Below are 23,252 nucleotides of genomic sequence, written 5' to 3' on the forward strand. Positions count from 1 at the left end.
CAAAAAAAGCGGGGCAGTCACCTGCACCCGCTTTTACCGGAAAAACAAAGGAACGTGGATATGTTACTTCTTTTCGCCGCTGTGCTTGAGGCTCTGGCCGTGCTGCATGAAGTAGACCTGTTCGGCCAGATTGACGGAACGCCGCCAGATGCGGGTCAGGGCTCGCACCACCAGCAAGGTATGCATGACAAGCTGGGGATCGGGACGCTTGCCTTCTTCCTGACGCAGCAGCTCCAGCAGGCGCTGCACGATGCGCATCTCGTTCTGCAGGGCCTCGTCCTCGCAGTTGCGCAGGGCCAGGGCTTCCTCTCCGTTGCCTTCGCGGAAGCAGTCCATGGCGCGCATGAAGGCCTCGCGGGCACGCTGCATCATGCCGCAGACCTCGTCCGCCAGGATACGCCGCCCGGGCACGTCTTCCATGAGCACGGTCTGCTCGGCCACGGTCACGGCCTCGTCACCGATGCGCTCCAGATCCACCACCATGCGCAGGGCGGCCACCACGAAGCGCAGATCACCGGCCACGGGCTTGATGCGGGCCATGAGGCGCAGGCACAGCTCGTCGATCTCGTTTTCCAGGGCGTCGATGGCCGTATCACCGTCACAGACGGCGATGGCGCGCACGGCCTCGCCTTTTTCATAGGAACGCGCAGCCTCTTCCAAAGCGATGTCCACTTGCGCATACATGACCAGCAGGCGCGTGCGCAGCGTGGCCAGCATGTGCTGGGGCGTGTAATCCTGAAGAACCATTAACCGAACCTGCCTGTGATGTAGTCTTCCGTCTCTTTCTGGGACGGACGGGTGAAGATGACGTCCGTGCTGTCGCTTTCCACCAGACGGCCCATGTAGAAGAAGGCCGTCCGGTCGGAGATGCGGGCCGCCTGCTGCATGCTGTGGGTCACGATGATGATGGTCAGGCCTTCCTTGAGCTCCACGATGCTCTCTTCCACTTTGCGGGTGGCGATGGGGTCCAGGGCGCTGGCGGGCTCGTCCATGAGCAGCACCTGCGGTTCCACGGCCAGGGCACGGGCGATGCACAGGCGCTGCTGCTGGCCGCCGGAAAGGCCCAGGGCCGAGGAGGAAAGGCGGTCTTCCACTTCGTTCCAGAGGGCGGCGCGGCGCAGGGCCAGCTCCACCTTCTCGGTGATGAGGTTCTCGTCCTTGACGCCGTTGACGCGCAGGCCGTAGGCCACGTTCTCGAAGATGCTCTTGGGGAAGGGGTTGGGCTTCTGGAAGACCATGCCCACCTTCTGCCGCAGGCGCACCACGTTGGTGCGGGGCTGGTTGACGTCCTCGCCGTCCAGCATGATGCGGCCTTCCACCCGGCAGCCGGGGATCAGGTCGTTCATGCGGTTGAGACAACGCAGGAAGGTGGACTTGCCGCAGCCGGAAGGGCCGATGAGGGCCGTGACGCCGCCGGCCTCGAAATCCAGGCTGACATCCTGCAGGGCGTGGGAAGCGCCGTAATAGACGTTGATCTTCTGCGCCGAAAGTGCTGTTGCCATAACTACTCCTGCACGGGCGTCCGGGGGGCGTCCGCGCGCCTCAAGGTAAAGATGATGGCCGTGCTGCCGTCTTCCGCCGGGCTTTCCGCCCAGATGCGGCCGCCGTGCCGTTCGATCACATGTTTGCAAATGGCCAGGCCCAGACCCGTGGAATTCTGCCCGCGATGGCGCTCCACCTGATAGAAGCGCTCAAAGATGCGCGGCAAATCGTCCGCCGGGATGAGCACGCCGTCGTCCACCACGCGGATGACCACGTCGTCGCCTTCCACCCGGCCCGTGACGCGGATGGCCGTCTCTTCTTCGGCATAGCGGCAGGCGTTCTCCAGCAGGTTGCGGAACACCAGCGTCAGCAGACGGTCGTCGGCCAGTACGGGGGGCAGTTTTTCCAGATGGCCTTCCAGACGCAGCTTGCGTTCCTGCAGGCGGGTCTGGCACAGGCTGCCCGCCTCATCGAGGGTGGCGGCGCATTCCGTGGGGCAGAGCTCCAGGGCGCCTCCCTGCCCTTCCAGACGGGCCAGCACCAGCAGATCCTCCAGCATGCGGGCCAGGGAACAGCTGTGACGGTAGATGATGGCCGCAAAGTGCTGCGCCTGTTCCGAGGAATCCATGCTGAGCAGGGTCTCGGCATAGCCCTGGATGGCGGTCAGCGGCGTACGCAGCTCATGGGAGACATTGGCCACGAAATCGCTGCGGATGCGCTCCAGCTGCATCAGGTCGCTGATGTCGCGGAAGACCAGCACCGCGCCCAGACGGGCGTCGGCCAGTACGGGCAGGGAAATGAGTACCGAGAAGACCCGGCCGCCCAGATGCAGCTGCACCTGACGCAGGGAGCGGGGCACGTCCGGCTCCTCGTCACCGTTGCCGGAGGACGAGCGCGCCGCCTGGGCGGAACGCAGCAGGGCATCCACGGCATCCTGAAGATCGGGCGAGGGGATCACCTCGATGACCGGGCTGCCCGCCATGTCGGTCACCTGGGGAAAGAGGCGGGCAAAGGCGCCGTTGCAGCGGCGGATGCGGCCCTGCGGGCCCAGCACCAGCACGCCGTCGCTCATGGTGTTGAGCACGCTCTCCAGCTGGGCGGTCTTGTCCGAGGCGATGCGCACCTGCTCGCCGATGCTGTCGGCCATGCGGTTCACGGCTTCGGCCAGGGGGGCGAACTCCGTGCCCGGCAGACGGCGCAGGCGGCGTTGCAGTCGGCCGCGGGAAATGGCCGAGACCACGTCCACCATCTGGCCCAGGGACCGCCGCATGGCGCCGGAGATGAAGGCGGCCAGCACCACGGCCAGCACCACGGCCAGCAGGATCATGGGCGCGAAGACGTGCAGGCGCTTCTGGATGAGCAGGTTCACGCTGTCCAGCGGCAGGGCCAGACGCAGGATGCGCCCGTCAGGCAGGTTGCGGGCCGCGTAGGCAAAATTCTTGTGCAGGGTGCCGCTGGCGCGCAGGGAGTAGCCCTGCCCTTCGCTGCGGGCCTGCACCACTTCGGGCCGGTCGCCGTGGTTGTCCATGCCTTCGGGCGAAACGCCGCCGGTCTCCGCCAGCACGTTGCCGTCGGCATCCAGCAGTGAAAGCCGCAGGTCGGGCAGGTCGAGCACCCGGGCCAGGACCTCCAGATCGTTTTCGCCGCGCAGCATCAGTTCGCCCGCCACGCGCGCCTCGCGCAGCAGACCGGTACGAGCTTCATCGAGCTGGCGCTCTTCCAGCCATTCGCGCGTCAGCCACAGGGAAAGCCCCGCGGCCACCGCGGCCACCAGCAGGATGGCCCAGAAGATCCGGGCCCTAAAAGAACGGAACATCCCCGTCATCTCAGCCTCTCAAACGGTAACCGACGCCGCGCACGGTCTCGAGCGCAGCGGCTTCTTCACCCAGTTTGGCCCGCAGACGCCGGACATGCGTGTCCACCGTACGGGCATAGCCTTCGAACGAATATCCCCAGACCGCGTTGAGCAGCTGTTCGCGGGTGCGCACGGCGCCCGCATGCCGCATAAGGTCTTCCAGCAGACGGAACTCCGTGGCCGTCAGGGCCACTTCCTGCCCGTCCAGGGTCACGCGGTGGGCCTCCACATCCAGCAGCAGGGCCCCGCGGCACAGGGCCGTGCCCATGCCGGGGCGGTTGCCGCGGCGCAGGATGGCCCGGATGCGCAGCACCAGTTCCCGGACGCTGAAGGGTTTGACCACATAATCATCGGCCCCCAGGGTCAGGCCCACGATACGGTCCACTTCCTCGCCGCGGGCCGTGAGCATGAGCACGGGGATGGCCGCCGTGACCGGCTGGGCCTTGAGCCTGCGGCAGACATCGCAGCCGTCCATGCCGGGCAGCATGAGGTCCAGCACCACCAGGTCGGGCAGCTCGGAGGTCGCCATGTGCAGCCCCCCCAGCCCGTCGGCCGCTTCCAGTACCGCAAAGCCTTCGCGCTCAAGGTTGAAGCGCAGCAACTGGCGGATATCGTTTTCGTCTTCAATAACAAGTATGCGTTGCATGGAGTCTTCCTTTGCCTTGGAGAAGTAGTGCCTTTCCCATGCGCCAGCAATGCGCCTGAAAGGTTACAATTGTGTGACAGGCCCGTAAAAACCACGGTTTTCAAAGTGTCTCCGCATCTTCGCCGAGGCGTCACATTTCTGTAACAAAGCCTGAGGAAAAGGGAGGTGCTTCGGGATCGAGCCGAAGCAAAGACTTTTTTCCTTTTAAAGGAGCACTATCATGAATTTCGCCAAAACTCTGGTCCTTACCTGTGCCGCCCTGGGTCTGAGCGTGGCCGCCCACGCCCAGGATATCGTCGTCAACGGCTCCACCACCGTGCTGCCCGTCATGCAGAAGGCCGCCGAATCCTTCATGGCCGCCAACCCCGACATCAAGCTGGTGATCTCCGGCGGCGGTTCCGGCAACGGCATCAAGGCCCTGGGCGAAAAGCAGTGCGACGTGGCCATGAGCTCCCGCGACATCAAGGACAAGGAACGCGCCGCCGCTGAAAAGAAGGGCGTGAAGCCCGTGCGCATCGCCGTGGCCGTGGACGCCATCGTGCCCGTGGTCAACCCCGAGAACCCCGTGAAGGACCTGACCCTGGAACAGCTGTCCTCCATCTATGCCGGCAAGGTGCGCAACTGGAAGGAACTGGGCGGCCAGGATGCCCCCATCGTGGTCATCTCCCGCGATACCTCTTCCGGTACCTTTGAATCCTGGCAGGAACTGGTCATGAAGAAGGAACGCGTCACCCCCGCCGCCCTGATGCAGGCCTCCAACGGCACCGTGGTGCAGGCCGTGGCCAAGAACAAGAACGCCATCGGCTACATCGGCCTGGGCTATCTTGACAAGAGCGTCAAGGGCCTGACCGTGAGCAAGGTGGCCGCCAGCGCCAAGACCGCTCTGGACGGCGAATGGCCCATCGCCCGCGAACTCTACATCTTCACCAACGGCGATCCCAAGGGCGGCGTGAAGAAGCTGGTGGACTACCTGCTGGCCGCCGACAAGGGCCAGAAGGACGTCCTGGCCGTGGGTTACGTTCCCCTGCAGCATTAAGCCCGCAGCACCGGGCAGACGCTCCCCCTCTCCTTCCGGGGGCCTCTGCCCGGTCCCCCGCAAGGGGAAAGGGCCCGTGCCGGTCTGAGGGATCATACCGGCGTACGTCCCCCTTTCCCCCGTTTTTCCGCTTTTTTCCCGCTTCCTCCAGCGGGCGCGTCCCGCAAGGAAACCTTCGGAGAAAACCATGTTCAGCTCTTCCCGCGAGCGGGCCATCCGCATCTGCCTCACCGCCATCGCGGCCTCGTCCCTGCTGGCGCTGGCAGGTATCGTCATCTTCCTGTTCACCGAAGGCCTGCCCCTGTTCCGGCATGTGAGCCCGCTGGACTTTCTGCTGGGCGACCTCTGGTACCCCACGGAAGATCCCGGCCTGTTCGGCATTTTCCCGTTGCTGGTGGGTTCCGTGGCCGTCACCGTGCTTTCCTCGCTGCTGGCCGTGCCCCTGGGCGTCATGACGGCCGTGTACCTGGCCGAGATCGCCCCGCCCTTCGCCCGCCGCGTCATCAAGCCCTTCGTGGAACTGCTGGCGGCCCTGCCTTCGGTAGTGCTGGGCTTTCTGGGCATGGTGGTGCTGGCGCCCATCCTCCAGGACGTGCTGGGCGCCGCCACGGGCCTCAACCTGCTCAATGCATCGCTGGTGCTGGCTATCATGAGCCTGCCCACCATCTGCTCCGTCTCCGAGGACGCCCTGCGCGCCGTGCCCCGCTCCCTGCGTGAGGCCTCCCTGGCGCTGGGCGCCACCCGCTGGGAGACCATCGTGCGCGTGGTGGTGCCCGCGGCCCTGTCCGGCATCGGTACGGCCATCATGCTGGGCATGTCCCGCGCCATGGGCGAGACCATGGTGGTGCTCATGGCGGCCGGTGGCGCGGCCATGCTGCCCCAGTCCCTGCTGGACCCCGTGCGGCCCATGCCCGCCTCCATCGCCGCCGAAATGGCTGAAGCCCCCTTCCGCAGCGACCATTACTACGCCCTGTTCGCCACAGGTATCGTCCTGTTCCTGATGACGCTGGCATTCAACATGATCGCTTCCCGCATTGCCGAAAAACACCGCCAGGTGGGCTCGGCCAGCCTTTAAGGAGCCCTTCCATGCCTCTTGCGACACCCGATCCGCGCCGCCGTCTTTTCGTCCAGGGCGCCATGCTCGGCACCCTGCGGCTGGTGGCCGCCTTCAACGTCATCCTGCTGGTGGCCATCTGCCTTTTCCTGCTGGTGCAGGGCCTGCCCGCCCTCAGCTGGGAATTCCTCTCCACGCCGCCCCGCGAGATGATGACCGCCGGCGGCATCCTGCCCTGCATCGTGGGCACGGCCATCCTGGCCCTGGGCTCCCTGCTGCTGGCCTTCCCCCTGGGGGTGGCCACGGCCGTCTACCTGCATGAATACGCGGGCAACACCCCCTTCGCCCGCATGGTGCGCCTGGGGGTCAACAACCTGGCCGGGGTGCCTTCCGTGGTCTTTGGCCTGTTCGGACTTTCGTTCTTCGTGACCTTCTGCGGCATGGGCGTCAGCATCCTGTCCGGCATCCTGACCCTGGCCGTGCTGACCCTGCCCGTCATCATCAGCACCGCCGAGGAGAGCCTGCGCTCCGTACCCGACACCTACCGCCAGGCCTCCCTGGCCCTGGGTGCCGGCAAGGCCCAGACCATCACCCGCGTGGTCCTGCCCTGCGCCATGCCGGGCATGCTCACCGGCGCCATCCTGGGCGTGGCCCGCGCCGCCGGTGAAACGGCCGCCATCATGTTCACCGCCGCCGTCTTCTATACGCCCAAGAACCCGGACTCCATCTTCAGCTCGGTCATGGCCCTGCCCTATCACATGTACGTGCTGGCCACCGCCGGCACGGACATCGAGAAGACCCGCCCGCTCCAGTACGGCACGGGCCTGGTCCTCATCCTGCTGGTGCTGGGCATGAACCTGCTGGCCATCATCCTGCGCGACCACCTGCAGCGCCGCCACCACACCTAGACGGCATCCGCCCACAGGCTGATTTTTTGGGGGACTTCCTGCTCCGGCAGAGAGGTCCCCTTTTCCGTTTCCTCCCTGCCACAACACACGTCTTCCGCAGGCCGCGGAGCCGCGCAGGGGGCCTTTCCCGGCACACCGCCTCACCAGATGCTCCGACGGCGATAAGAAAGATCGGAGTCTGCCCAGCCTCCCCCGGTCCCTGCCGTGCGGCCCCCTCTTGCACCCCGGCCTGAGCGATCCCCATCCGGGAAGATGTCCTCTTCCGCCTCCCGCGTTCTCTCCGGTCACACCAAAAACGCAAACGGGCCGGAAGGGAAATCCCTTCCGGCCCGTCATCTTGCCATATGATGTTTGCCGTCCCCGGCTACGGCAACAGGGTCACGCTGCCTTCATGCACGCTGATGCGATGCACCAGCACGCCCAGCACACCGGCGATGTCCAGTTCCGAGGTATCCACGATGACGGCATCGGCAGCGGGGCGCAGAGGCGCCACGGCCCGGTTGCGGTCCAGGGAGTCACGCTGGCGGATCTGCTCGGTCAGCGTCACCAGATCGGCTTCCACCCCGCGGGCGGCCAGGTCGCGCAGACGGCGCAGGGCGCGCACTTCGGGCGATGCATCCAGGAAGAATTTGAAGCGGGCGTCAGGAAAGACCACCGTACCCATGTCACGGCCTTCCACCACCAGCGGCGTGGCTTCGCCCATGGCCCGCTGGGCCTCGCGCAGCACCTCGCGCACCACGGGCACCGTGGCGATGCGGGCGGCCAGCATGCCCACCTGCTCGGTGCGCACTTCGCCGCGGATGGGCACGCCGTTGCAGCACACTGCAGAGGCCCGCCCCTTGCCGGACAGGCTGAAGGTCCACTGGCGGCACTTTTCGCGCAATTCCTCTTCGGGGAGGGTCTCCGCACCGGGCCCCAGCTTGAGGGCCAGGCAACGGAACATGGCGCCGGTATCCAGATAGGCCACGTGCAGGCTTTCGGCCAGCTGCTGGGCCAGCGTGGTCTTGCCCACACCGGCGGGGCCGTCCAGGGTCACCACAGGCAGGGTCGTCTTCATCCCCGCACCTCCTGCATCCACTGTTTCATGGCCTCAAGGAAGGCCGTGTTCTCTTCGTCGGTGCCCACGCTCACGCGCAGGTGATCGGGCAGGCTGTAGCTTTTGAGCGGCCGGATGATGATGCCGCGCTGCAGCAGGGCCTCGAAGCAGGCCGCCGCCGTACCGCAGCCTTCGGGCAGCTGCATCATGATGAAATTGGCGGCGCTGGGCCACACCGTGCAGCCCAAGGCGCGCAGGCCTTCGGTCAGGCGACGGCGACCGGCGCGCACGCATTCCAGCGTGGCGGCCCGGAAGGTGCTGTCCTGCAGCACGGCGATACCGGCTTCTTCGGCCAGGATGTTGACCGAGAACGGCAGGCGGGCCCGCCAGTAATACTGGGCCAGCTCGGCCGGCAGGATGCCGTAGCCCAGGCGCAGCCCGGCCAGACCGTAGCTTTTGGAGAAGGTGCGCATGATGGCCACGTTGTCCGGGATGTCACTGGAGGCCAGCAGGGAGAAGCGGGCCTCGTCCTCGGGGCTGTCGCCCGCAAAGTCCATGTAGGCCTCGTCCACCACCAGCAGGCAGTGGGGGAAGCGCTCGCCAAGGCGCTGCGCCAGGCGGCGCACGTCGGCCAGCGGCGGGCAGTAGCCGGAGGGATTGTCCGGCGTGGTCACGAAGACCAGACGGGTGTCATCGTCCACCAGGGCGAAGAGCGCGTCGAGATCGAAGCTGAAATCCGGGTTGAGGGGATGGCGGCGCACTTCCACGCCGCAGACCTGCGCCTGGATGGGATAGATGCTGAAGCAGGGCTCGAAGCAGACCACGGAATGCTTGCCCGGCACCAGGAGCATACGGATCAGCATGTCGATGATTTCGTCCGAGCCGTTGCCCACCACCACCTGATCGGGGCTGACGCCGTGCGTGCGGGCCAGGGCCGCCACCAGGCGGGGGTTGCCGCCCTGGGGATAGCGGAAGGCTGTCCCGGCGTGCAGGCCCAGGGCTTCCTTCACCAGGGGCGAAACGCCCAGGGGGTTCTCGTTGCTGGCCATTTTGACGACCTTGGACAGGCCGTATTTCTCCTGAATTTCGGCAATGGACATGCCGGGAACATAGGCGCTCAGGGCGGCTATTTCCGGGCGCACGGCGCAGGTGTACATACAGACTCCAGATGCAAAGAAAAAAGGGCCGCCGCAAGTGCGGCGGCCCGAGAAACCGTTGTCAGTTCCCGGTCCGGCCGGGACTTACTTGTTGGGGCGAACGGTCAGCACAGGCATGGACGCGTTCTTGACGACCTTTTCAGCCACGGAGCCGAAGAGGATGCGGTCGATGCCCTTGCGGCCGTGAGTACCCATGACGATGAGGTCGACGCCTTCGTCATTGGCACGGGCCAGGATCTCTTCAGCGGCGTAGCCGATGAGCACCTGGCCCTTGGCTTCCACGCCGGGGAAGTTCTCGGCCACGAAAGCGTCCATGGACTTTTCAGCGCCGGAGACGATCTCGCCCACGAAGTTTTCGATGGTGTTGGGCGGCACATGGAAGCCCACATACTGGCTCAGCGAGGGAGCCGTGTAGACGACGATGATGCTGGCCCCCAGGCCCTTGGCCAGCATGGTGGCGTACTCTGCCACGGCCGCGCTGTGTTCGGAAAGGTCAACCGCGCAAAGAATCTTCTTGATTTCCTTCATGGTACGCTCCATTACCGCCCAGACGGACAGAAGTAAAATGTTGAAAATCCGGTTCCATCAGGAAAGGGGGGATGGCCCTTTTCTCGTCGGCTCCAGAGCCGGCGCAGCCTTTTTTTCCCTTACAACCTCAATGTAAGGACTTTCCCCGCACAAGACAAGGCCTTTTCTCCAATTTGTGCCAAAAAGCACAAACCTTCTTCCTATTCCTTGTCCTTGCGGCGCGGCCCGTTCTTGTGGCGGCAGGTCAGGCTCTCCACATCGATGCGCAGGATATTCACGCGGGCCAGGGCGGCATCGGGCGTGGGGCGCGGGCAGCGCGCGTCAAAGCGCAGGCTGATGGCGTCCAGGGCACGGCGCTTCTCTTCCGTATCGGTCACTTCGCTCACCCGGCCGGTACCGCAAAGGCTGCGGAAGTGGGTGGTGGATTTTTCGCGGATGATGCACACGTCCACCGTCGTGGAAAAGCCCACCCGGCCATCCCGGCGCAGCACGTCGATCTTGCGTCCTTCCAGGGCGCAATGGATGTAGATGCGCCCGTCCAGCCAGACATGGTTGAAGGGCAGCACATAGGGGAAATCCCCGGTCTGAAAAGCCACGAACAGCGATTCCGCCTTGTTGAGGATCTCGCCGGGCAGGGCCGGATCCTCGCTCAGTTCCACGCGGCTGACGATCTTTTCCATGATGTTCTCTCCTCCCCTTGCAGGATAACGGGCCCGCGGGCTCAGGACAAGCGTCCCGTCCCGGCGGACCAGGCAAAAAAGTGGCCGCCGTCCAGTTCTCCGGCGGCATCGGCCCCGGGCAGGGGCAGGCCCTGACGGCAGCGGTCCCAGCAGCGCACCAGCGCCTGACGGTCCGCCCCGTCGGGATGGCGGGCGGCCTCGGCCAGACGGGCCGCACGGGCGGGCGTCATGGGATGGTGGCCCGGTTTGCCCGCCAGCGCCACCAGACGCGGATTGACCCGCCCCTGGCAAAAAAAGCCGCCCAGCACCTCGTTGCCGTTGTCCTGCAACAGGCGGCGGGCCGCCGCAAGACACTGGCGGGAATGGTCCGAACCGGGGCGCGTGCCGTGGGTACCGAAAAAAAAGACGCGCTTGCCGCGTATGCCCTGCCACAGGCGCAGGCTGCGGCTGTCGGGCAGGCCCCGGCGCACCCAGAAACCCAGAAGCAGCGTCCCGGCATGGTCGAGCAGGGGCGGATGCCCCGTGGGGAATACGGGGGCCCCGGTGGCTCCGGCCAGGGCATCGGCCAGAAAACGCGTATTGCCGGTGATGCTGGAGCAAAGGATGCACGGCGGCAGGGAAAGCTGAGGGATGATGTCTGTCATGGCTGTCATGATGGTGTGGGCTGCCGCCCGCCGCCAGGCCAGCATCACGGTATCAGCGGAGCGCGGCGCACAGAGGCGGGAGCGACATGCAAAAAAATACGACCGGCGCCGGGGCCTGCCTGCGGCCATCATCCGGCCGCACGGTGACGGGCCTTGCAAGGCCGGAGCGGAAAAATACGTCCGAAAGCCCGTTAGTCCTGGGCCCGGCGTTCCAGGACCGCCATGTCCAGCAGCTCCACCCGCCGCCGCTCCAGGCGGATGGCGCCTTCCCGGGCCAGCTCGTTGAGTTCCCGGCTCAGGCTCTCGCGGCTCAGGCCCAGCAGACGGGCCATGAGCTCCCGGGTACCGGGCAGTTCCAGCTGACGGCGCCCTTCCTCCATGCGGGAGCGGTGCAGCAGCCATCCGGCCACCCGCCGGGAGACCGAAATCATCCCCTGCGAGCCGGCCACCTTGTTGACGAACAAACGCTGCCGCGCCGCCAGCACCTGCAAAAGCCAGCGGGCCAGCCGGGGATTCCCGTCCAGCAGCCTGTCCATGGTGGCCCGCTCCAGCCAGAGCAGGCGCCCCGGCCCCAGGGCCACGGCCGTAGCAGGCAGAGGGGCCTCGTAGAACAGGGCACCCGGATCGGGGAAGGCCCCGCCGCGGGTCAGGTGCAGGACGTACTCCCTGCCCTGCGGGCCCATTTTGACCAGTTTCACCTCGCCGGACAAGACGAAGGGCACATGACGTATCTCGTCCCCTTCACGGAACAGGACATCGCCCGCCCGCATCTCGGCCAGACGGCCCGTGCCCAGCACAAGACCGGTCTCCCTCTCGTCCAGCCAGCGGCCCAGCGGGCTGTGGCGCAGGGCATCCCGCAGGCTCTGGGGATCGGGGGGGCGGTTCCCTTTTTTCTGGTCCATGCGCGACCTCCATGAAAGCTTTGCCCCCGCGGACACAGGGGCAGGAAAAAAAGCCGGACGGGAAAGCAGCCCCGCCGGCCAAAAACACAGGGGAAGACCGCGGTCACGGCCTTCCCCTGCAAAAGAATCTTAGCCCAGGATCGCCTTGAGGTCTTCGTCGGGCGTGGTCACGGGCATGATGTTCCACTGTTCCACCAGCACCTTGAGGATGTTGGGGGACACGAAGGCAGGCAGCGTGGGCCCGAGGCGGATGTTCTTCACGCCCAGGGCCAGCAGGGTCAGCAGGATGCTCACGGCCTTCTGCTCGTACCACGAAAGCACCAGCGACAGCGGCAGGTCATTGACGCCGCACTTCAGGGCATCGGCCAGGGCCAGGGCCACACGCACGGCGGCGTAAGCGTCGTTGCACTGGCCCACGTCCAGCAGGCGAGGGATGTCGCCCAGGCTGCCCAGCTCCTTGTCGAAGAAGCGGAACTTGCCGCAGGCCAGGGTCAGGATCAGGCAGTCGGCCGGGATCTTCTCCACCAGTTCGGTGTAGTAGTTGCGGCCGGGACGGGCGCCGTCGCAACCGCCCACCAAAAAGATGTGGCGCAGCTTGCCCTGGGCCACGGAATCCAGCACGGCGGGCGCGGCACCCAGCAGGGTCTCGCGGCCAAAGCCGGTCAGCACTTCCTTTCCGGGCACGTCTTCGGCGAAGCCGGGCAGTTCCAGAGCCTTCCGGATGACGGCCGAGAAGTCACGCCCCTTGCAATGGACCAGGCCGGGCCAGGACACATTGCCGGAGGTGAAGACCTTGTCGGCGTAGTCTTTGGGGTCCTGGATGCAGTTGGTGGTGAAGAGCACCGCGCCGGGGAAGGCGGGCAGCTCCTTCTGCTGGTTCTGCCAGGCCGTGCCGTAATGCCCGGCCAGATGCGGGAAGGCATGCAGCAGCGGATAGGCGTGGGCGGGCAGCATCTCGCCGTGGGTGTACACGTTGATGCCCGTGTCGCGAGTCTGCTCCAGCAGGGCCAGCAGGTCGGGCAGGTCGTGGCCGGAGATGAGGATGGCCTTGCCCTTGCGCCGGCCCAGGGAGACGGGCGTGGGCACGGGCGTGCCGAACGTACCGGTATTGCCCGCTTCCAGCAGCTCCATGGCGCGCAGGTTGGCCTTGCCGCATTCCAGCACCAGCCCCAGCCAGCCGTTGAGGTCGTGGCTCTCGGGATCCAGTTCGGTGCCGGCACGCAGGCCGCGATACAGGAAGGCGGCCACGTCGGGATCACGCTGGCCCAGCTCGGCGGCATGGTCGGCATAGGCGGCCACGCCCTTGAGGCCGTAGAGCAGGATCTGCATGGCGGAGCGCACGTCCTCGTCGTCGGACAGGCGGTCGATGGCGGTTTCCCGCAGATCCAGGGCAGCCAGAGGCGTGGGGGCCGGGGCACCGGGCACACGGGCGGCCAGGGCCGTGGTGCGCTTCAGGCATTCTTCCTGCACGGCGCGCAGGGAGACGGGATCGAAATTCACATTGGTCAGGGTGGAGAACAGGGCCTTGAAAGCGAAGTCGTCGGTGGCGGTGTCCACGATGCCGGCGTCACGGGCCATCAGGGCCACGGCCGCCAGTTCGCGCAGCTGCCAGACCAGCTTGTCCTGCTGGATGGCCACGGCCTCGTTCTTGCCGCAGATGCCAAGGCGGGTACAGGCCTTGCCCTTGGAGGTCTGTTCACACTGGTTGCAAAACATGGGGGGCTCCTTGTGCTGAGGGGGATGGGTGTCTGTCCATGACACTAGAACACATCTCCCCGGCCACAACTGTGACCATCGTCACAAAACAGGGAATCTTTTCACAGATCCGCCGGACTGCCGGACAATACGCGGGAGATCCCGCCCCGTGCGCTCACTTCCAGAAGCGTTTCCAGCCGGAGGCGGGCTCCTCACGGCCGCTCTGCAAACTGCCGCCCAGCCCCAGCCGGTGATCCAGTTCCGCCAGCCACGCCGCGGCCGCCGCGCCGTGTTCCAGCTCCAGGGAGCGGTGGCAGGACAGCACGTCCTCCACTCTGCCCCGCCAGAACGACAGCTGCGGCTCCAGCAGGTCGAGGTCGGGATGCCTGTCCACCAGCGTACGCAGCCCGGCGCTCACACCTTCCGCATCGCACAGCCGGGCCAGCTGGCGACGGCGCTTCCAGCCCGGACGCCCCTGCGACCAGACCAGGGCCAGATGCAGGACGAAACGCTCGTCCGCCGTGGCCTCCCGCCGCCGGTTGCCGGGCAGTATGCCCCGCACGGCGCCCAGGACGGCAGTGGTGCCGCTGCTGACGGCTCCGGCCACGGCCTGTCCCGCACCGATAACGGCACCGGCACCAGAACTCACGGCCCCCACGACGGCCGTACCGCCGCGCGCCACGGCCTGCCCGGCAGTGGCAGCACCATCGCTTACTACACCGATGACCGCGCTGGTCCCGCTACTCACCATGTCCGCCACAGCCCCCGCTCCGCTGCCGACACTTTCCATAACCGCGCTGCTGCCGCGCAGCACGACTTTTTCCGCACTGGTGGCACAGTCGCCCACGGCATGGATGACGGCGCTGGTCCCGTTGCCCAAGGCATCCGCCACAGCACCGGCTCCCGTACTGACAGCCCCGGCCACGGCCTGCCCGGCACCAATGACGGCACCGGCACCAGAACTCACAGCCTCGGCCACGGCCGTACCGCCGCGCGCCACGCTCTGGGCGGCGCCCCGGGTCTTTTCCAGGGCGCTGTCGGCCACGGTGCCCACGGTCTCCGAGATCTTCTGCCCCATGGAGGCAGGCAAGTTCACCAGCTGCTTGCGGAAGGCCTCCACGATGGCCCCCACGGTCTCCCGGGAGATCTCCGCCAGCATGGTGCCCGCCTCCCGGACGCAGGCCTGCTGCCGGGCCTCTTCCCTGCCCAGGGCAGCAAAACGGAAGGCACTGCGCGTCACCACACCGGCCCGGATGGCCAGCAGGCAGTTGGCCGCCCCGTCGATGACGGCGGTCGTGCATTGCTGCATCATGGGCCCCATGAGCGGCACGCTGGAGGCCGCCATGGCGGGCGTGACCGCGGGCAGCAGCTCGTTCATGCTCTCGGTGATGGTCCGGGGGATGTCCAGGGCCTCGATGGAAAAGGAAATGAACGTGGCCGAGGAGACCGTGCTGTAGACGCTCCACAGCTCCGCCGGGGTGGGACGCTGGTTGTAGATGCCGGAGACCCGCCAGACCATGCGAGCCAGCGAGACGAACATGATGAGCGCATCCAGACGGCCGTTCTGGGACAGGGCCGTGCCCAGGAACACCCGTTTGGCACTGTTGCGGATCTCTTCCCCGGCACGGGCGTCCAGCACGTCGAGGGCCTTTTCCAGAAAATGCTCATCCGTGGCGCGGAGGCCTGCGGCACGGACATGGGGATTCTTCTTCAGACGACGTTCCAGTTCACGGGCAAAGGCCTGACGTTCCGCCTCCGTGGGATCGTCACGCAAGACCAGGCGGGGCGCACGGGAAAACCAGGCCAGGCCCAGCCAGAGCACGGCGCCTGTCTCCAGCGCCAGCAGGGACACGAAGGCCAGCCAGCCCCAGCCGGGAGCCAGCACTTCCACCGTCTGGAAGGCCGTCAGGTCCAGCTGGACCAGCAACATCAGGATAACGAGCATGAAAAGGGCCGCAGCCGCTTTCAGCAAAGTCGAGATAAACGTCATGTCAGCTCCCTGTACGAAGGAAGGATGAGGGGACCCGCCCGCGAAGAACAGTCACAAAAGCAGGAACGGGCCTGCCGGAGCGGCTCTGCCGCACGACGGAACCGTTCACAACTCAACACGGGGCGCGTCAGCAGGATGTCAGGAACAGGGGATAGGGATCTGCGGAGCACCGAAGGCCCCGGAAAGGAGGAAGGAAGGCGCAGGCGCGTGCACTCCCCGGCAGGGCCGCCGGAACGATCCGTGGCCAGGGACGCGACCTGTCAAAAAAGGACGGCAGGCGCACCTGCCGTCCCGAGACTCACTTCAGAGCGGCGACACGGTCAGCCAGAGCCATGATGGTATTGGCGTAGACCGTGGAGTGGTTGTAGTGCATCAGCAGGGCATGCTGGCGCTCGCGGGAGAGCCCGGCCTTCCAGCCGTGCCGGGCAAGATAGTTGGAAAGACTGGCCACGGCATCGGGCACGGTGAACAGGTCCACACGGCCGTCGCCGTCACCGTCCGCACCGTAGGTGGCAATATTGGACGGCATGAACTGGCACAGACCCACGGCGCCGTAGATGGAACCGGGCAGATGTTCCGGCGACACACGGTCGCGCAGCATGTGCTCCACCAGGGCCTTGGTCTCTTTGTAGGCCCAGTCCGCACGCTTGGGCATGGTCTCGGCGATCCAGTCCATGTGCTGCTCATGGTCGCGCAACTGCGGCAGCCAGTCGCTGATGCTCTCCGGCGTCCGGCTCACGGCCATGCTGGCCAGGGTGTAGAAGGCGTTCTCCGAGGTATCGCCCAGCACCTTGCCGAGGCGGGTCTCCACAAACAACAGGGCCGCCGCGATGGACGAAGGCACGCCGTAACGCTGCTCCGCCTGGCGGAAGGTCTTGCTGTTGGCCGAGATGAACTGGCGGCACAAACGCGCGTTGGCGTCCGTGACCACGCCCTTGTAATACTGCGCCTGCGGCTTGTCCGAAGGCGGCGCGGGAAAGAACTTGCGATTGTACAGAGCCTTGATCTTGCGGCCCATGGGCGACTGGGTGGGCGTGGCAGGCAGGCCCGCCAGCAAGGCGTCCACCTTGGGCCCGGAGATGCCGTCGGCAGCCAGACGGCGCGACAGATCCTTCCAGGCAGAGGCCACGGCCGGAGAGGATGGGCGTACGGTCTTGGGCGCGGGGGACGCCACAGGCGTCACCACAGCCGGGGCCGCGGGAGAAGGCCCGAGGGAGCGTTCCTTGATGCCGTCATCGCTGCCGCCCGACGCGGACGGCGGCTCCAGGATCACGGTGCCGCTGGCCACTACGTCATCCACGGGTTCTTTGCCGCCGCAAGCGGCCAGCAGCAGACAACACAGGGCACACAGGACGAGACGCAGGGCTCTGCGTCCGCCCCTGGTGGAGATGCTCATGCTATACCTCCTGGAAAGTCCAGACCACACGCCCCAGCATACGGCGCTGCAACAGGGCGGCATCCAGGGATGTTTCGGGATAATCCGGGGACTGGGCCCTCAGAACATAGCCCTGCTGCGGGCCGTCCAGAAACACCTGGCGGACAACCACCCCTTCCAGCGGGGCGAACAGGGCGTAGGTCCTGCCGGAGACAGGGGCCAGATCCTCGACGTCTACCCCGATGTAGGCCCCTTCGCGCAGCAAAGACTCCATGGCCTGGCCGCGCAGGCGCAGCACTTGCAGCGGGGGCCGCAAGAAGGCCTGCGGCAGGGGGACCCTGCCGGAAACAGACAGAGCGGGCCTGGGGGCCTCGTCCGTATAGACACAGGCCATATCGTAGACGTCCACCACAGTAGACCGGGTGAAGTCGTCCCCGTAGCAGGCCACGGTCTCGGCAAGGGCCTGGGGGGCCTCCTGGGGACAGTAGCCTTTTTCCGTACGCAGATAGAGGGGGCCCACCCCGTACTTGAGCCAGTCGGGGTTGAGGCCGAAACGCTCGAAGAGCTTCATGTACCAGTCGCCCGGCACAGAATCACGGCGCTTGGCGTCCGAGATGCTGGACTGGCGGATATTGAGCAACTCCGCCAGCTCCACCTGGGTACGACAATTGGCGGCCAGCTTGATGCGTTCGTAGATTTCCGTAAAGCCCATGGTCTACCTACTTCTGCAAATCCAGCAAGGGCACCTGACTGCCCAGCACCATCTTGCTGTTCTCCTTAAAGGACTTGCGCAGGGCGTCGAGCCAGCGCTGATAGGAATAGAATTCCGGCGACTTGCCGTAGGCCGCGGCGTAGACGGCGGCCGCCTGGGCATCGCCCTGACCATAGAGCACCTGGGCCTCGCGGTTGGCCTCGGCAAGGATGAGGGCCTTCTGCCGGTCAGCATCGGAACGGATGCGCGTGGCCTCTTCCTGGCCTTCGGAACGGTACTGCTTGGCCTGGCGTTCACGCTCGGCCCGCATGCGGTCGAAGATGGAGCGCTGGTTTTCCGTGGGCAGGTCGGTGCGCTTGATGCGCACATCCAGCACCTCCACCCCGTAGGGCTTCATGAGGTCGGAGACCTTTTCCGTCACGCGGGTCATAATGGTGGCGCGCTCCTTGGAGACCACCTCGGTCAGGGTGTAGGCGCCCACCAGGGCCCGCAGCTGCGAATAGACCACGTCGTCCAGACGGGCCTGCGCACCGGGGATGGTACGCATGGTGCGGTAGAACTGTAGGGGATCACTGATGCGCCAGCGGGCGTAGTTGTCCAGCACGATGGTCTTTTTGTCCACGGTGAAGGCCTCGCGCGAGCTGGCGGCGTAATCAAGCACGCGGGCATCAAAATAAACGACCTTCTGGATGAAGGGCAGCTTGAAGTGCAGGCCGGGCCGGTAGATCTCGGGCAGGGGGTCACCCAGCTGGAGCACCAAGGCCTGCTGGGTCTGGTGCACGGTGAAGCAGCACTGGGTTACAAAAACGGCCAGTACCAGCAGCAACACACCGTAAAGAAGGGGATTCTTGGTCATTATTTCTTCTCCGAGGGCAGGACGCCGAAAGCGGGCGTACCCGGAAGAGGCATATGCGGCAGCACCTTGCCGGAGACGCCGCTGTCCAGCAGGGTCTTATCCTTGGAAGCGGCCAGGATCTCTTCCATGGCCTCATAATACAGGCGCTGGCGGGTCACGTCGGGAGCCTTTTCGTATTCCTGACGCAGGGCATCGAAACGGCGGGACTCACCTTCGGCCTGCCGCAGGCGCGCCACCCGGTAGGCCTCGGCCTTGTTGAGGATGGCCGCGGCCTCACCGCGAGCCTGCGGCAGCAGTGCGTTGCGGTAGGCTTCCGCCTCGTTGATGATACGGCTCTTGTCCTCGCGGGCACTGGCCACGTCCTTGAAGGCATCGCTCACTTCCTGCGGCGGATGCACGTCCTGCATCTGCACGGCCAGCACCTGGATACCGGCCTCGTAACGGTCCAGGACCTCCTGGAGCAGCACCGTGGCGTCGCTCTGGATCTTCAGCTTGCCGTCGGTGATGGCCGAATCGATGAGGCTGTTGCCGATGACCTCGCGCATGGCGGCCTCGGCGGCGTTACGCACCAGGTTGGTGGGGTCGCTGATGTTGAACAGGTACTTGACCGCGTCGCTGATCTTGTACTGCACGCTGAACTGGACGTTGACGATGTTCTCGTCACCGGTGAGCATGGAGGCTTCCTTGGGCACGCTGCGCAGCTCGCCCTGACGGAAGGTGGTGGCCTGCCCGGTGGAGCGGAAGCCCACCTCGCAGCGCAGCACCTGGGTCACCTGGGGCTTGTAGACGGTCTCGATGGGAGCGGGCAGCGCGTAATGGGGGCCGGGGCCTTCGGTGCGGTCGTACTTGCCGAAGCGCAGCACCACGCCCTCCTCGTCAGGGTTGACGATATAGATGCCCGACAAGAGCCACAGGCCCACCAGGCCCAGCACCAGCCAGATCACCATGCCGCCCGGCATCTTCATGCCGGAAAGCTTTTTCAGGGCATTCCTGCCGTCGAAGCCGTTACCGTCGCCCCCGTTGCCGGAAGGCGAACGCCGGGCGCGCCGGGGCTGTTCGTCCTGAGTGTCGTTATCATCACCGAAGAGCGGACGGGAGGGGCGCTGCCCCTGCTGCCGTTGCCGTTTTTCCTGCAATTTATCCCAATCCCAAGTCATGTGGAGGACATCCCTTTTGCTGAATGGGGTTAAAGAACGCCTTAGGACCGGCGATCACAGCCGGAGTGCCCGGCCCGTACGCCGTTGCCCGTGGCAGGAACCATCCTGCCGGAAGCCCGCTCATCCTGCGGGACATGCCTGACGAGCAAGATAAAGACTACAAATATTAAGTTGATACGTCACTGTGGTCAAGGCGAACGGTCTTTCCTGACGACCGGACACAAAAGACGAGCATTATAGTAAGAAATACCTGTCCTCTGTCAACGTGCCCGCCTTTCCGCATCATGTAAAAAAAAGTAAAACAGGGCCGCGGCGGCACCACGACCCTGTTCATTCCTGTAAAGATACAAAAGAGTTACACCTCGCTGACGATGGGGACGACCACCGGATCCCGTTCCAGGACCCGGCGGAAAAAGCGTCGCAACGAGGCCCGGATGCCTTCCTGCAGACGGGTGAGCTGCCCGGGGCGGACGGATTCGATCTCGTCCAGCACCAGGCATTTGGCATCTTCCAGCACATGGCTGTAGTGCTGCTCGAACACGAAGCCCTTGGAGAACATCTCCGGCCCGTGCAGCACGCTGCCGGTCTCGGCATCCAGCACCAGCACCACGATGACCATGCCCTCGTCGCCGAGGATGCGGCGCTCGCGCAGCACGGCCGAGCCCACGTCGCCCACGCCCTTGCCGTCCACCAGCGTGCATTCCACCGGCACGGGCGGCTCCAGACGGATGCCGTCCGGCAGCAGGGTCAGGGGACAGCCGTCCTCCAGCAGGACCACGTTGTCGGGCTTGACGCCGCACTCGCGCGCCAGCTGCCCGTGCTTGAACAGATGGCGGTACTCCCCGTGCACGGGCACGAAATATTCAGGCCGCACCGCGCCCAGCAGTTCGCGCAACTCGTCACGGTGGGCGTGGCCCGAGGCATGGATGGCCCGCACGCTCTCGTACAGGACCGTGGCCCCCAGGCGATACATCTCGTTGATGAGGCGCGACACGGCCTTGACGTTGCCGGGGATCATGCGCGAGCTCATGACCACGGTGTCGCCCTTGCGGATGCTGAGCTGGCGGTGGCCGCCCAGCACCATGCGCGACAGCGCGGACAACGGTTCGCCCTGGGCGCCGGTCACCACCAGCACCAGCTGCTCGTCGGGCAGGTCGGGCACGCCGTTATGGGCGTTGAAAAAGCTGGGCGGCAGCTTGGCGATGCCCAGATCGCGGGCCATCTCGATATTGTTGGCCAGGGACTTGCCGCTGATGACCACGGTGCGCCCGCGCTCGCGCGCCAGGTCGAAGACTTCCTGGATGCGCTGGATGTGGCTGGAGAACAGCGTCACCACGATGCGGCCCGGGGCCTCGTCGAAGACCTTGCCCAGGGACTCCATGACGGCCCGTTCGGTGAGGGAACGGCCGTCGCGCTCCACATTGGTGGAATCGGAGAACAGCAGGCGCGCGCCCTCCGGCCCGGCGAAGTCGCGAAAGGTCGCCAGATCCGTGCCGCTGCCGGCCAGGGGCTGGGGATCGATCTTGAAGTCCCCGCTGTGGACGATGCGGCCCACGGGCGTCTCCACGCCCAGGCCGAAACCTTCGGGGATGGAATGGCACACGGGAAAGAAATGGAAGGTCATGTCGCCCAAGGCCACCTGGTCACCGGGCTCCACCGGGCACAACTCCACCCAGTCCAGCAGCTCGTGCTCCCTGAGTTTGTGCTCCACCAGGGCCAGGGTGAAATAGGAGCCGTAGATGCGCGTGCCGCGCAGCTGGGGCACCAGCCACGGCAGGGCGCCGATGTGGTCTTCGTGGCCGTGGGTCAGGACGATGCCCAGCAATTTGTCGCGCACGGCGCTCACCGCGCCGAAATGCGGGATGACCACGTCCACGCCCAAATGGAAATCATCCGGGAACATCAGGCCGCAGTCCACCATGACCACGCCTGCGGAAGTCTCCCACAGCTGGCAGTTGAGACCGATCTCCCCCAGGCCACCCAGGGGGGTCACTGTCAAAAATTGTTCAGAATCACTCATACGGGACCGTCTATTTTCTTCTGGCGGCGCCACCTTCCCGCAGCAGGTCGGGATGATATTCGCCCATGGCTACATAGATCTGGGAAAGGGCCGTCAGGTAGTCGGCCTTGGCACCGGTCAAAGAGGACTGGGCCGAAGTGAGGTTGGCCGAGGCGTCCAGTACGTCGAAGTTGGTGCCCACATGTTCGTGATAACGGGCCAGGGCCACGTTATAGGCCTCCGTGGCCTGTGCCACGCTGTTCTGGGCCACGGCGATGCGCTTGCGGGCCTCCTGCACGGCCAGATACTTGGACTTGATGTCGTAGCCCACTTCCAGCTTGAGGTTCTCCTGCTCGTAACGCATCTTGGTCACCTGCCAGCCGGCCTGCTTGTCGGCATAGTAGGTGGTGCCCCATTCGAACACGTTCCAGGTGGCCTGCGCCCCCACTTCCCAGTTGGTGACGTGCGAGCCGTTCTCGCCGGAACGCTGCATGCCGGGCGTATTGCCGCTCTGCGTCATGCTGTAATAGCCCTCGATCTGGGGATAGTAGTCGCTCTGCACTTCCTTCTGGCTCTTGCGGGCGATCTCCACGGCCTTCTGGGCCACATACAGGTCGGGACGCTGGCGGTAGGCCAGCTCCAGACACTGCTCCAGCGTATAGCGGAAGCCCACTTCCTTGAGCGTACCGGTATAGGTATTGACGGCCGTGGCGTCGAAGCCCAGCAGGGTATTGAGCCTGGCCAGGGCGGTGGCCTGGGTGTTCTCGGCCTCGATGAGCAGGCTCTCGGCCTCGCTCACGTCCACCTCGGCCTGGAGCACGTCCAGACGGGGGCTCAGGCCCACTTCGAAATAGGCCTGGGCGATGCGCAGCTGTTCGCGCAGGCGGGTCAGGCTGTCGCGCATGCTGCGGGTGTTCTCACCGGCTTTCAGGTATTCCAGGAACGCCGTCTGCACCTGCTCGGTCATGTCCAGCTCGGCCTTGCGCAGCGAGGCCTTGTCGCTGTCGGCCTGCAGGGCGGCCTTCTGGTAGGTGGAGAGCAGGCGGAAGCCCTGGAAGATGGGCTGGGTCACTTCGACGCCCCAGCTGTAGACGCCCATCTTGGGGTTCTTGGTGCCCATGGTGGCGGAAGGATCGCGCTTGCTCTCGGTCTTGGTGGCGGAATAGCTCACCCCCAGACGCGGCCCGAAGGCACCGCGCGCGGATTTTCGCCCTTCTTCGGAGGAACGGCTCTCGGCTTCCTGCGCCCCCAGGCCGGGGTTGAAGCGCAGGGCATGCTCCACGGCATCGGACATGCCGATGCTCTTGCCCGCCACGGGCCTGTCCGCCGTCTCGGCCGAGCGCTGGCCGGTATAGACGGGCTGCCGGGCAACGGCATCCTGCCGGCCGGCGGACGCGGCAAAAGAAGTCTGGGAAGACCCCAGCAGGACCACGCACAAGACCGCCGTGCCCAGATGCCGGACACAGCGCCCCCGGAAGGAAGAAAAGCTTTCCATCAACATAGGGCGCAGCATACACCCTCACCCGCGGGCTTGCAATGC

Annotated in this window: 21 protein-coding genes; 3 read left to right on the forward strand and 18 right to left on the reverse strand. The window is 65.6% G+C overall.

All coding sequences use genetic code 11. From position 1 onward, the window contains the following. Positions 1-63: 63 nt before the first annotated feature. The 4 genes from ACQRCJ_RS08340 to ACQRCJ_RS08355 are packed head-to-tail and all read right to left on the reverse strand — an operon-like array spanning position 64 to position 3,983. Positions 64-747: a phosphate signaling complex PhoU family protein gene (locus ACQRCJ_RS08340; RefSeq protein WP_168935094.1), complete on the reverse strand. Its 684-nt coding sequence runs from the start codon at positions 745-747 to the stop codon at positions 64-66. Further along, positions 747-1,502: a phosphate ABC transporter ATP-binding protein PstB gene (gene pstB, locus ACQRCJ_RS08345; protein WP_006009177.1), complete on the reverse strand. Its 756-nt coding sequence runs from the start codon at positions 1,500-1,502 to the stop codon at positions 747-749. Before pstB ends, ACQRCJ_RS08340 begins: the two co-directional genes overlap by 1 nt. Positions 1,503-1,504: 2 nt before the next feature. Next, positions 1,505-3,298 carry an ATP-binding protein gene (locus ACQRCJ_RS08350; RefSeq protein WP_427799621.1) on the reverse strand — a complete coding sequence of 598 codons (1,794 nt, stop codon included), beginning with the start codon at positions 3,296-3,298 and terminating at the stop codon, positions 1,505-1,507. 10 nt (positions 3,299-3,308) lie between these two features. Next, complete coding sequence (locus tag ACQRCJ_RS08355; RefSeq protein WP_168935098.1) at positions 3,309-3,983, reverse strand: response regulator; 675 nt, start codon at positions 3,981-3,983, stop codon at positions 3,309-3,311. Between the two features lie 220 nt (positions 3,984-4,203). Between ACQRCJ_RS08355 and ACQRCJ_RS08360 the strand changes: the two genes are divergently transcribed. The 3 genes from ACQRCJ_RS08360 (at position 4,204) to pstA (ending at position 6,981) form a co-directional block, all read left to right on the forward strand. Next, positions 4,204-5,019, forward strand: coding sequence for a PstS family phosphate ABC transporter substrate-binding protein (locus tag ACQRCJ_RS08360; protein WP_297137560.1), 816 nt, complete (start codon positions 4,204-4,206; stop codon positions 5,017-5,019). A gap of 187 nt (positions 5,020-5,206) precedes the next feature. After that, positions 5,207-6,094, forward strand: a complete 888-nt coding sequence (pstC, locus tag ACQRCJ_RS08365; protein WP_300646004.1) for a phosphate ABC transporter permease subunit PstC — start codon at positions 5,207-5,209, stop codon at positions 6,092-6,094. An 11-nt stretch (positions 6,095-6,105) separates the two neighbouring features. Beyond that, complete coding sequence (gene pstA, locus ACQRCJ_RS08370; RefSeq protein ID WP_427799622.1) at positions 6,106-6,981, forward strand: phosphate ABC transporter permease PstA; 876 nt, start codon at positions 6,106-6,108, stop codon at positions 6,979-6,981. A gap of 364 nt (positions 6,982-7,345) precedes the next feature. On the opposite strand, the gene cmk is transcribed toward pstA, so the two are convergent. The 14 genes from cmk to ACQRCJ_RS08440 all read right to left on the reverse strand — a co-directional run bounded on the left by cmk (position 7,346) and on the right by ACQRCJ_RS08440 (position 23,225). Next, complete coding sequence (cmk, locus tag ACQRCJ_RS08375; RefSeq protein ID WP_006009170.1) at positions 7,346-8,038, reverse strand: (d)CMP kinase; 693 nt, start codon at positions 8,036-8,038, stop codon at positions 7,346-7,348. Further along, entirely contained in the window at positions 8,035-9,174 is a 1,140-nt protein-coding gene (gene hisC / locus ACQRCJ_RS08380) for a histidinol-phosphate transaminase (protein ID WP_427799623.1), read from the reverse strand. The genes cmk and hisC overlap by 4 nt, the downstream gene beginning before the upstream one ends. 84 nt (positions 9,175-9,258) lie before the next feature. Beyond that, positions 9,259-9,702 (reverse strand): universal stress protein, encoded by a 444-nt coding sequence (locus ACQRCJ_RS08385; protein ID WP_168935108.1) that lies wholly within the window; start codon positions 9,700-9,702, stop codon positions 9,259-9,261. Between the two features lie 200 nt (positions 9,703-9,902). Then, the gene (locus ACQRCJ_RS08390; protein WP_300645999.1) at positions 9,903-10,382 is read right to left on the reverse strand and encodes a pyridoxamine 5'-phosphate oxidase family protein; all 480 of its coding nucleotides are present in this window, start codon (positions 10,380-10,382) and stop codon (positions 9,903-9,905) included. Positions 10,383-10,423: 41 nt separating this feature from the next. Next, positions 10,424-11,026 (reverse strand): flavodoxin family protein, encoded by a 603-nt coding sequence (locus tag ACQRCJ_RS08395; RefSeq protein WP_168935175.1) that lies wholly within the window; start codon positions 11,024-11,026, stop codon positions 10,424-10,426. 191 nt (positions 11,027-11,217) lie between these two features. Then, a complete protein-coding gene (locus ACQRCJ_RS08400) occupies positions 11,218-11,928 on the reverse strand; it encodes a Crp/Fnr family transcriptional regulator (protein ID WP_168935111.1) in 711 nt (236 codons plus the stop codon). Between the two features lie 129 nt (positions 11,929-12,057). Then, positions 12,058-13,644, reverse strand: coding sequence for a hydroxylamine reductase (gene hcp, locus ACQRCJ_RS08405; protein WP_427799624.1), 1,587 nt, complete (start codon positions 13,642-13,644; stop codon positions 12,058-12,060). A 154-nt stretch (positions 13,645-13,798) separates the two neighbouring features. Beyond that, positions 13,799-15,613, reverse strand: a complete 1,815-nt coding sequence (locus tag ACQRCJ_RS08410; RefSeq protein ID WP_427799625.1) for a DUF697 domain-containing protein — start codon at positions 15,611-15,613, stop codon at positions 13,799-13,801. 298 nt (positions 15,614-15,911) lie between these two features. Next, positions 15,912-17,009: a lytic murein transglycosylase gene (locus ACQRCJ_RS08415; RefSeq protein ID WP_320861378.1), complete on the reverse strand. Its 1,098-nt coding sequence runs from the start codon at positions 17,007-17,009 to the stop codon at positions 15,912-15,914. 1 nt (position 17,010) lies between these two features. Continuing rightward, positions 17,011-17,700 carry a LexA family transcriptional regulator gene (locus tag ACQRCJ_RS08420; protein WP_427799626.1) on the reverse strand — a complete coding sequence of 230 codons (690 nt, stop codon included), beginning with the start codon at positions 17,698-17,700 and terminating at the stop codon, positions 17,011-17,013. 7 nt (positions 17,701-17,707) lie between these two features. Next, positions 17,708-18,556 carry a protease modulator HflC gene (gene hflC, locus ACQRCJ_RS08425; protein WP_168935121.1) on the reverse strand — a complete coding sequence of 283 codons (849 nt, stop codon included), beginning with the start codon at positions 18,554-18,556 and terminating at the stop codon, positions 17,708-17,710. Further along, positions 18,556-19,713 carry an FtsH protease activity modulator HflK gene (hflK, locus tag ACQRCJ_RS08430; protein ID WP_427799627.1) on the reverse strand — a complete coding sequence of 386 codons (1,158 nt, stop codon included), beginning with the start codon at positions 19,711-19,713 and terminating at the stop codon, positions 18,556-18,558. The genes hflC and hflK overlap by 1 nt, the downstream gene beginning before the upstream one ends. A gap of 355 nt (positions 19,714-20,068) precedes the next feature. After that, positions 20,069-21,733 (reverse strand): ribonuclease J, encoded by a 1,665-nt coding sequence (locus ACQRCJ_RS08435; RefSeq protein ID WP_006009140.1) that lies wholly within the window; start codon positions 21,731-21,733, stop codon positions 20,069-20,071. 10 nt (positions 21,734-21,743) lie between these two features. Next, a complete protein-coding gene (locus ACQRCJ_RS08440; RefSeq protein WP_240937654.1) occupies positions 21,744-23,225 on the reverse strand; it encodes a TolC family protein in 1,482 nt (493 codons plus the stop codon). Between the last annotated feature and the right edge of the window lie 27 nt (positions 23,226-23,252).

Source organism: Desulfovibrio sp. SGI.102 (assembly GCF_050314315.1).
Taxonomy (GTDB): domain Bacteria; phylum Desulfobacterota; class Desulfovibrionia; order Desulfovibrionales; family Desulfovibrionaceae; genus Desulfovibrio.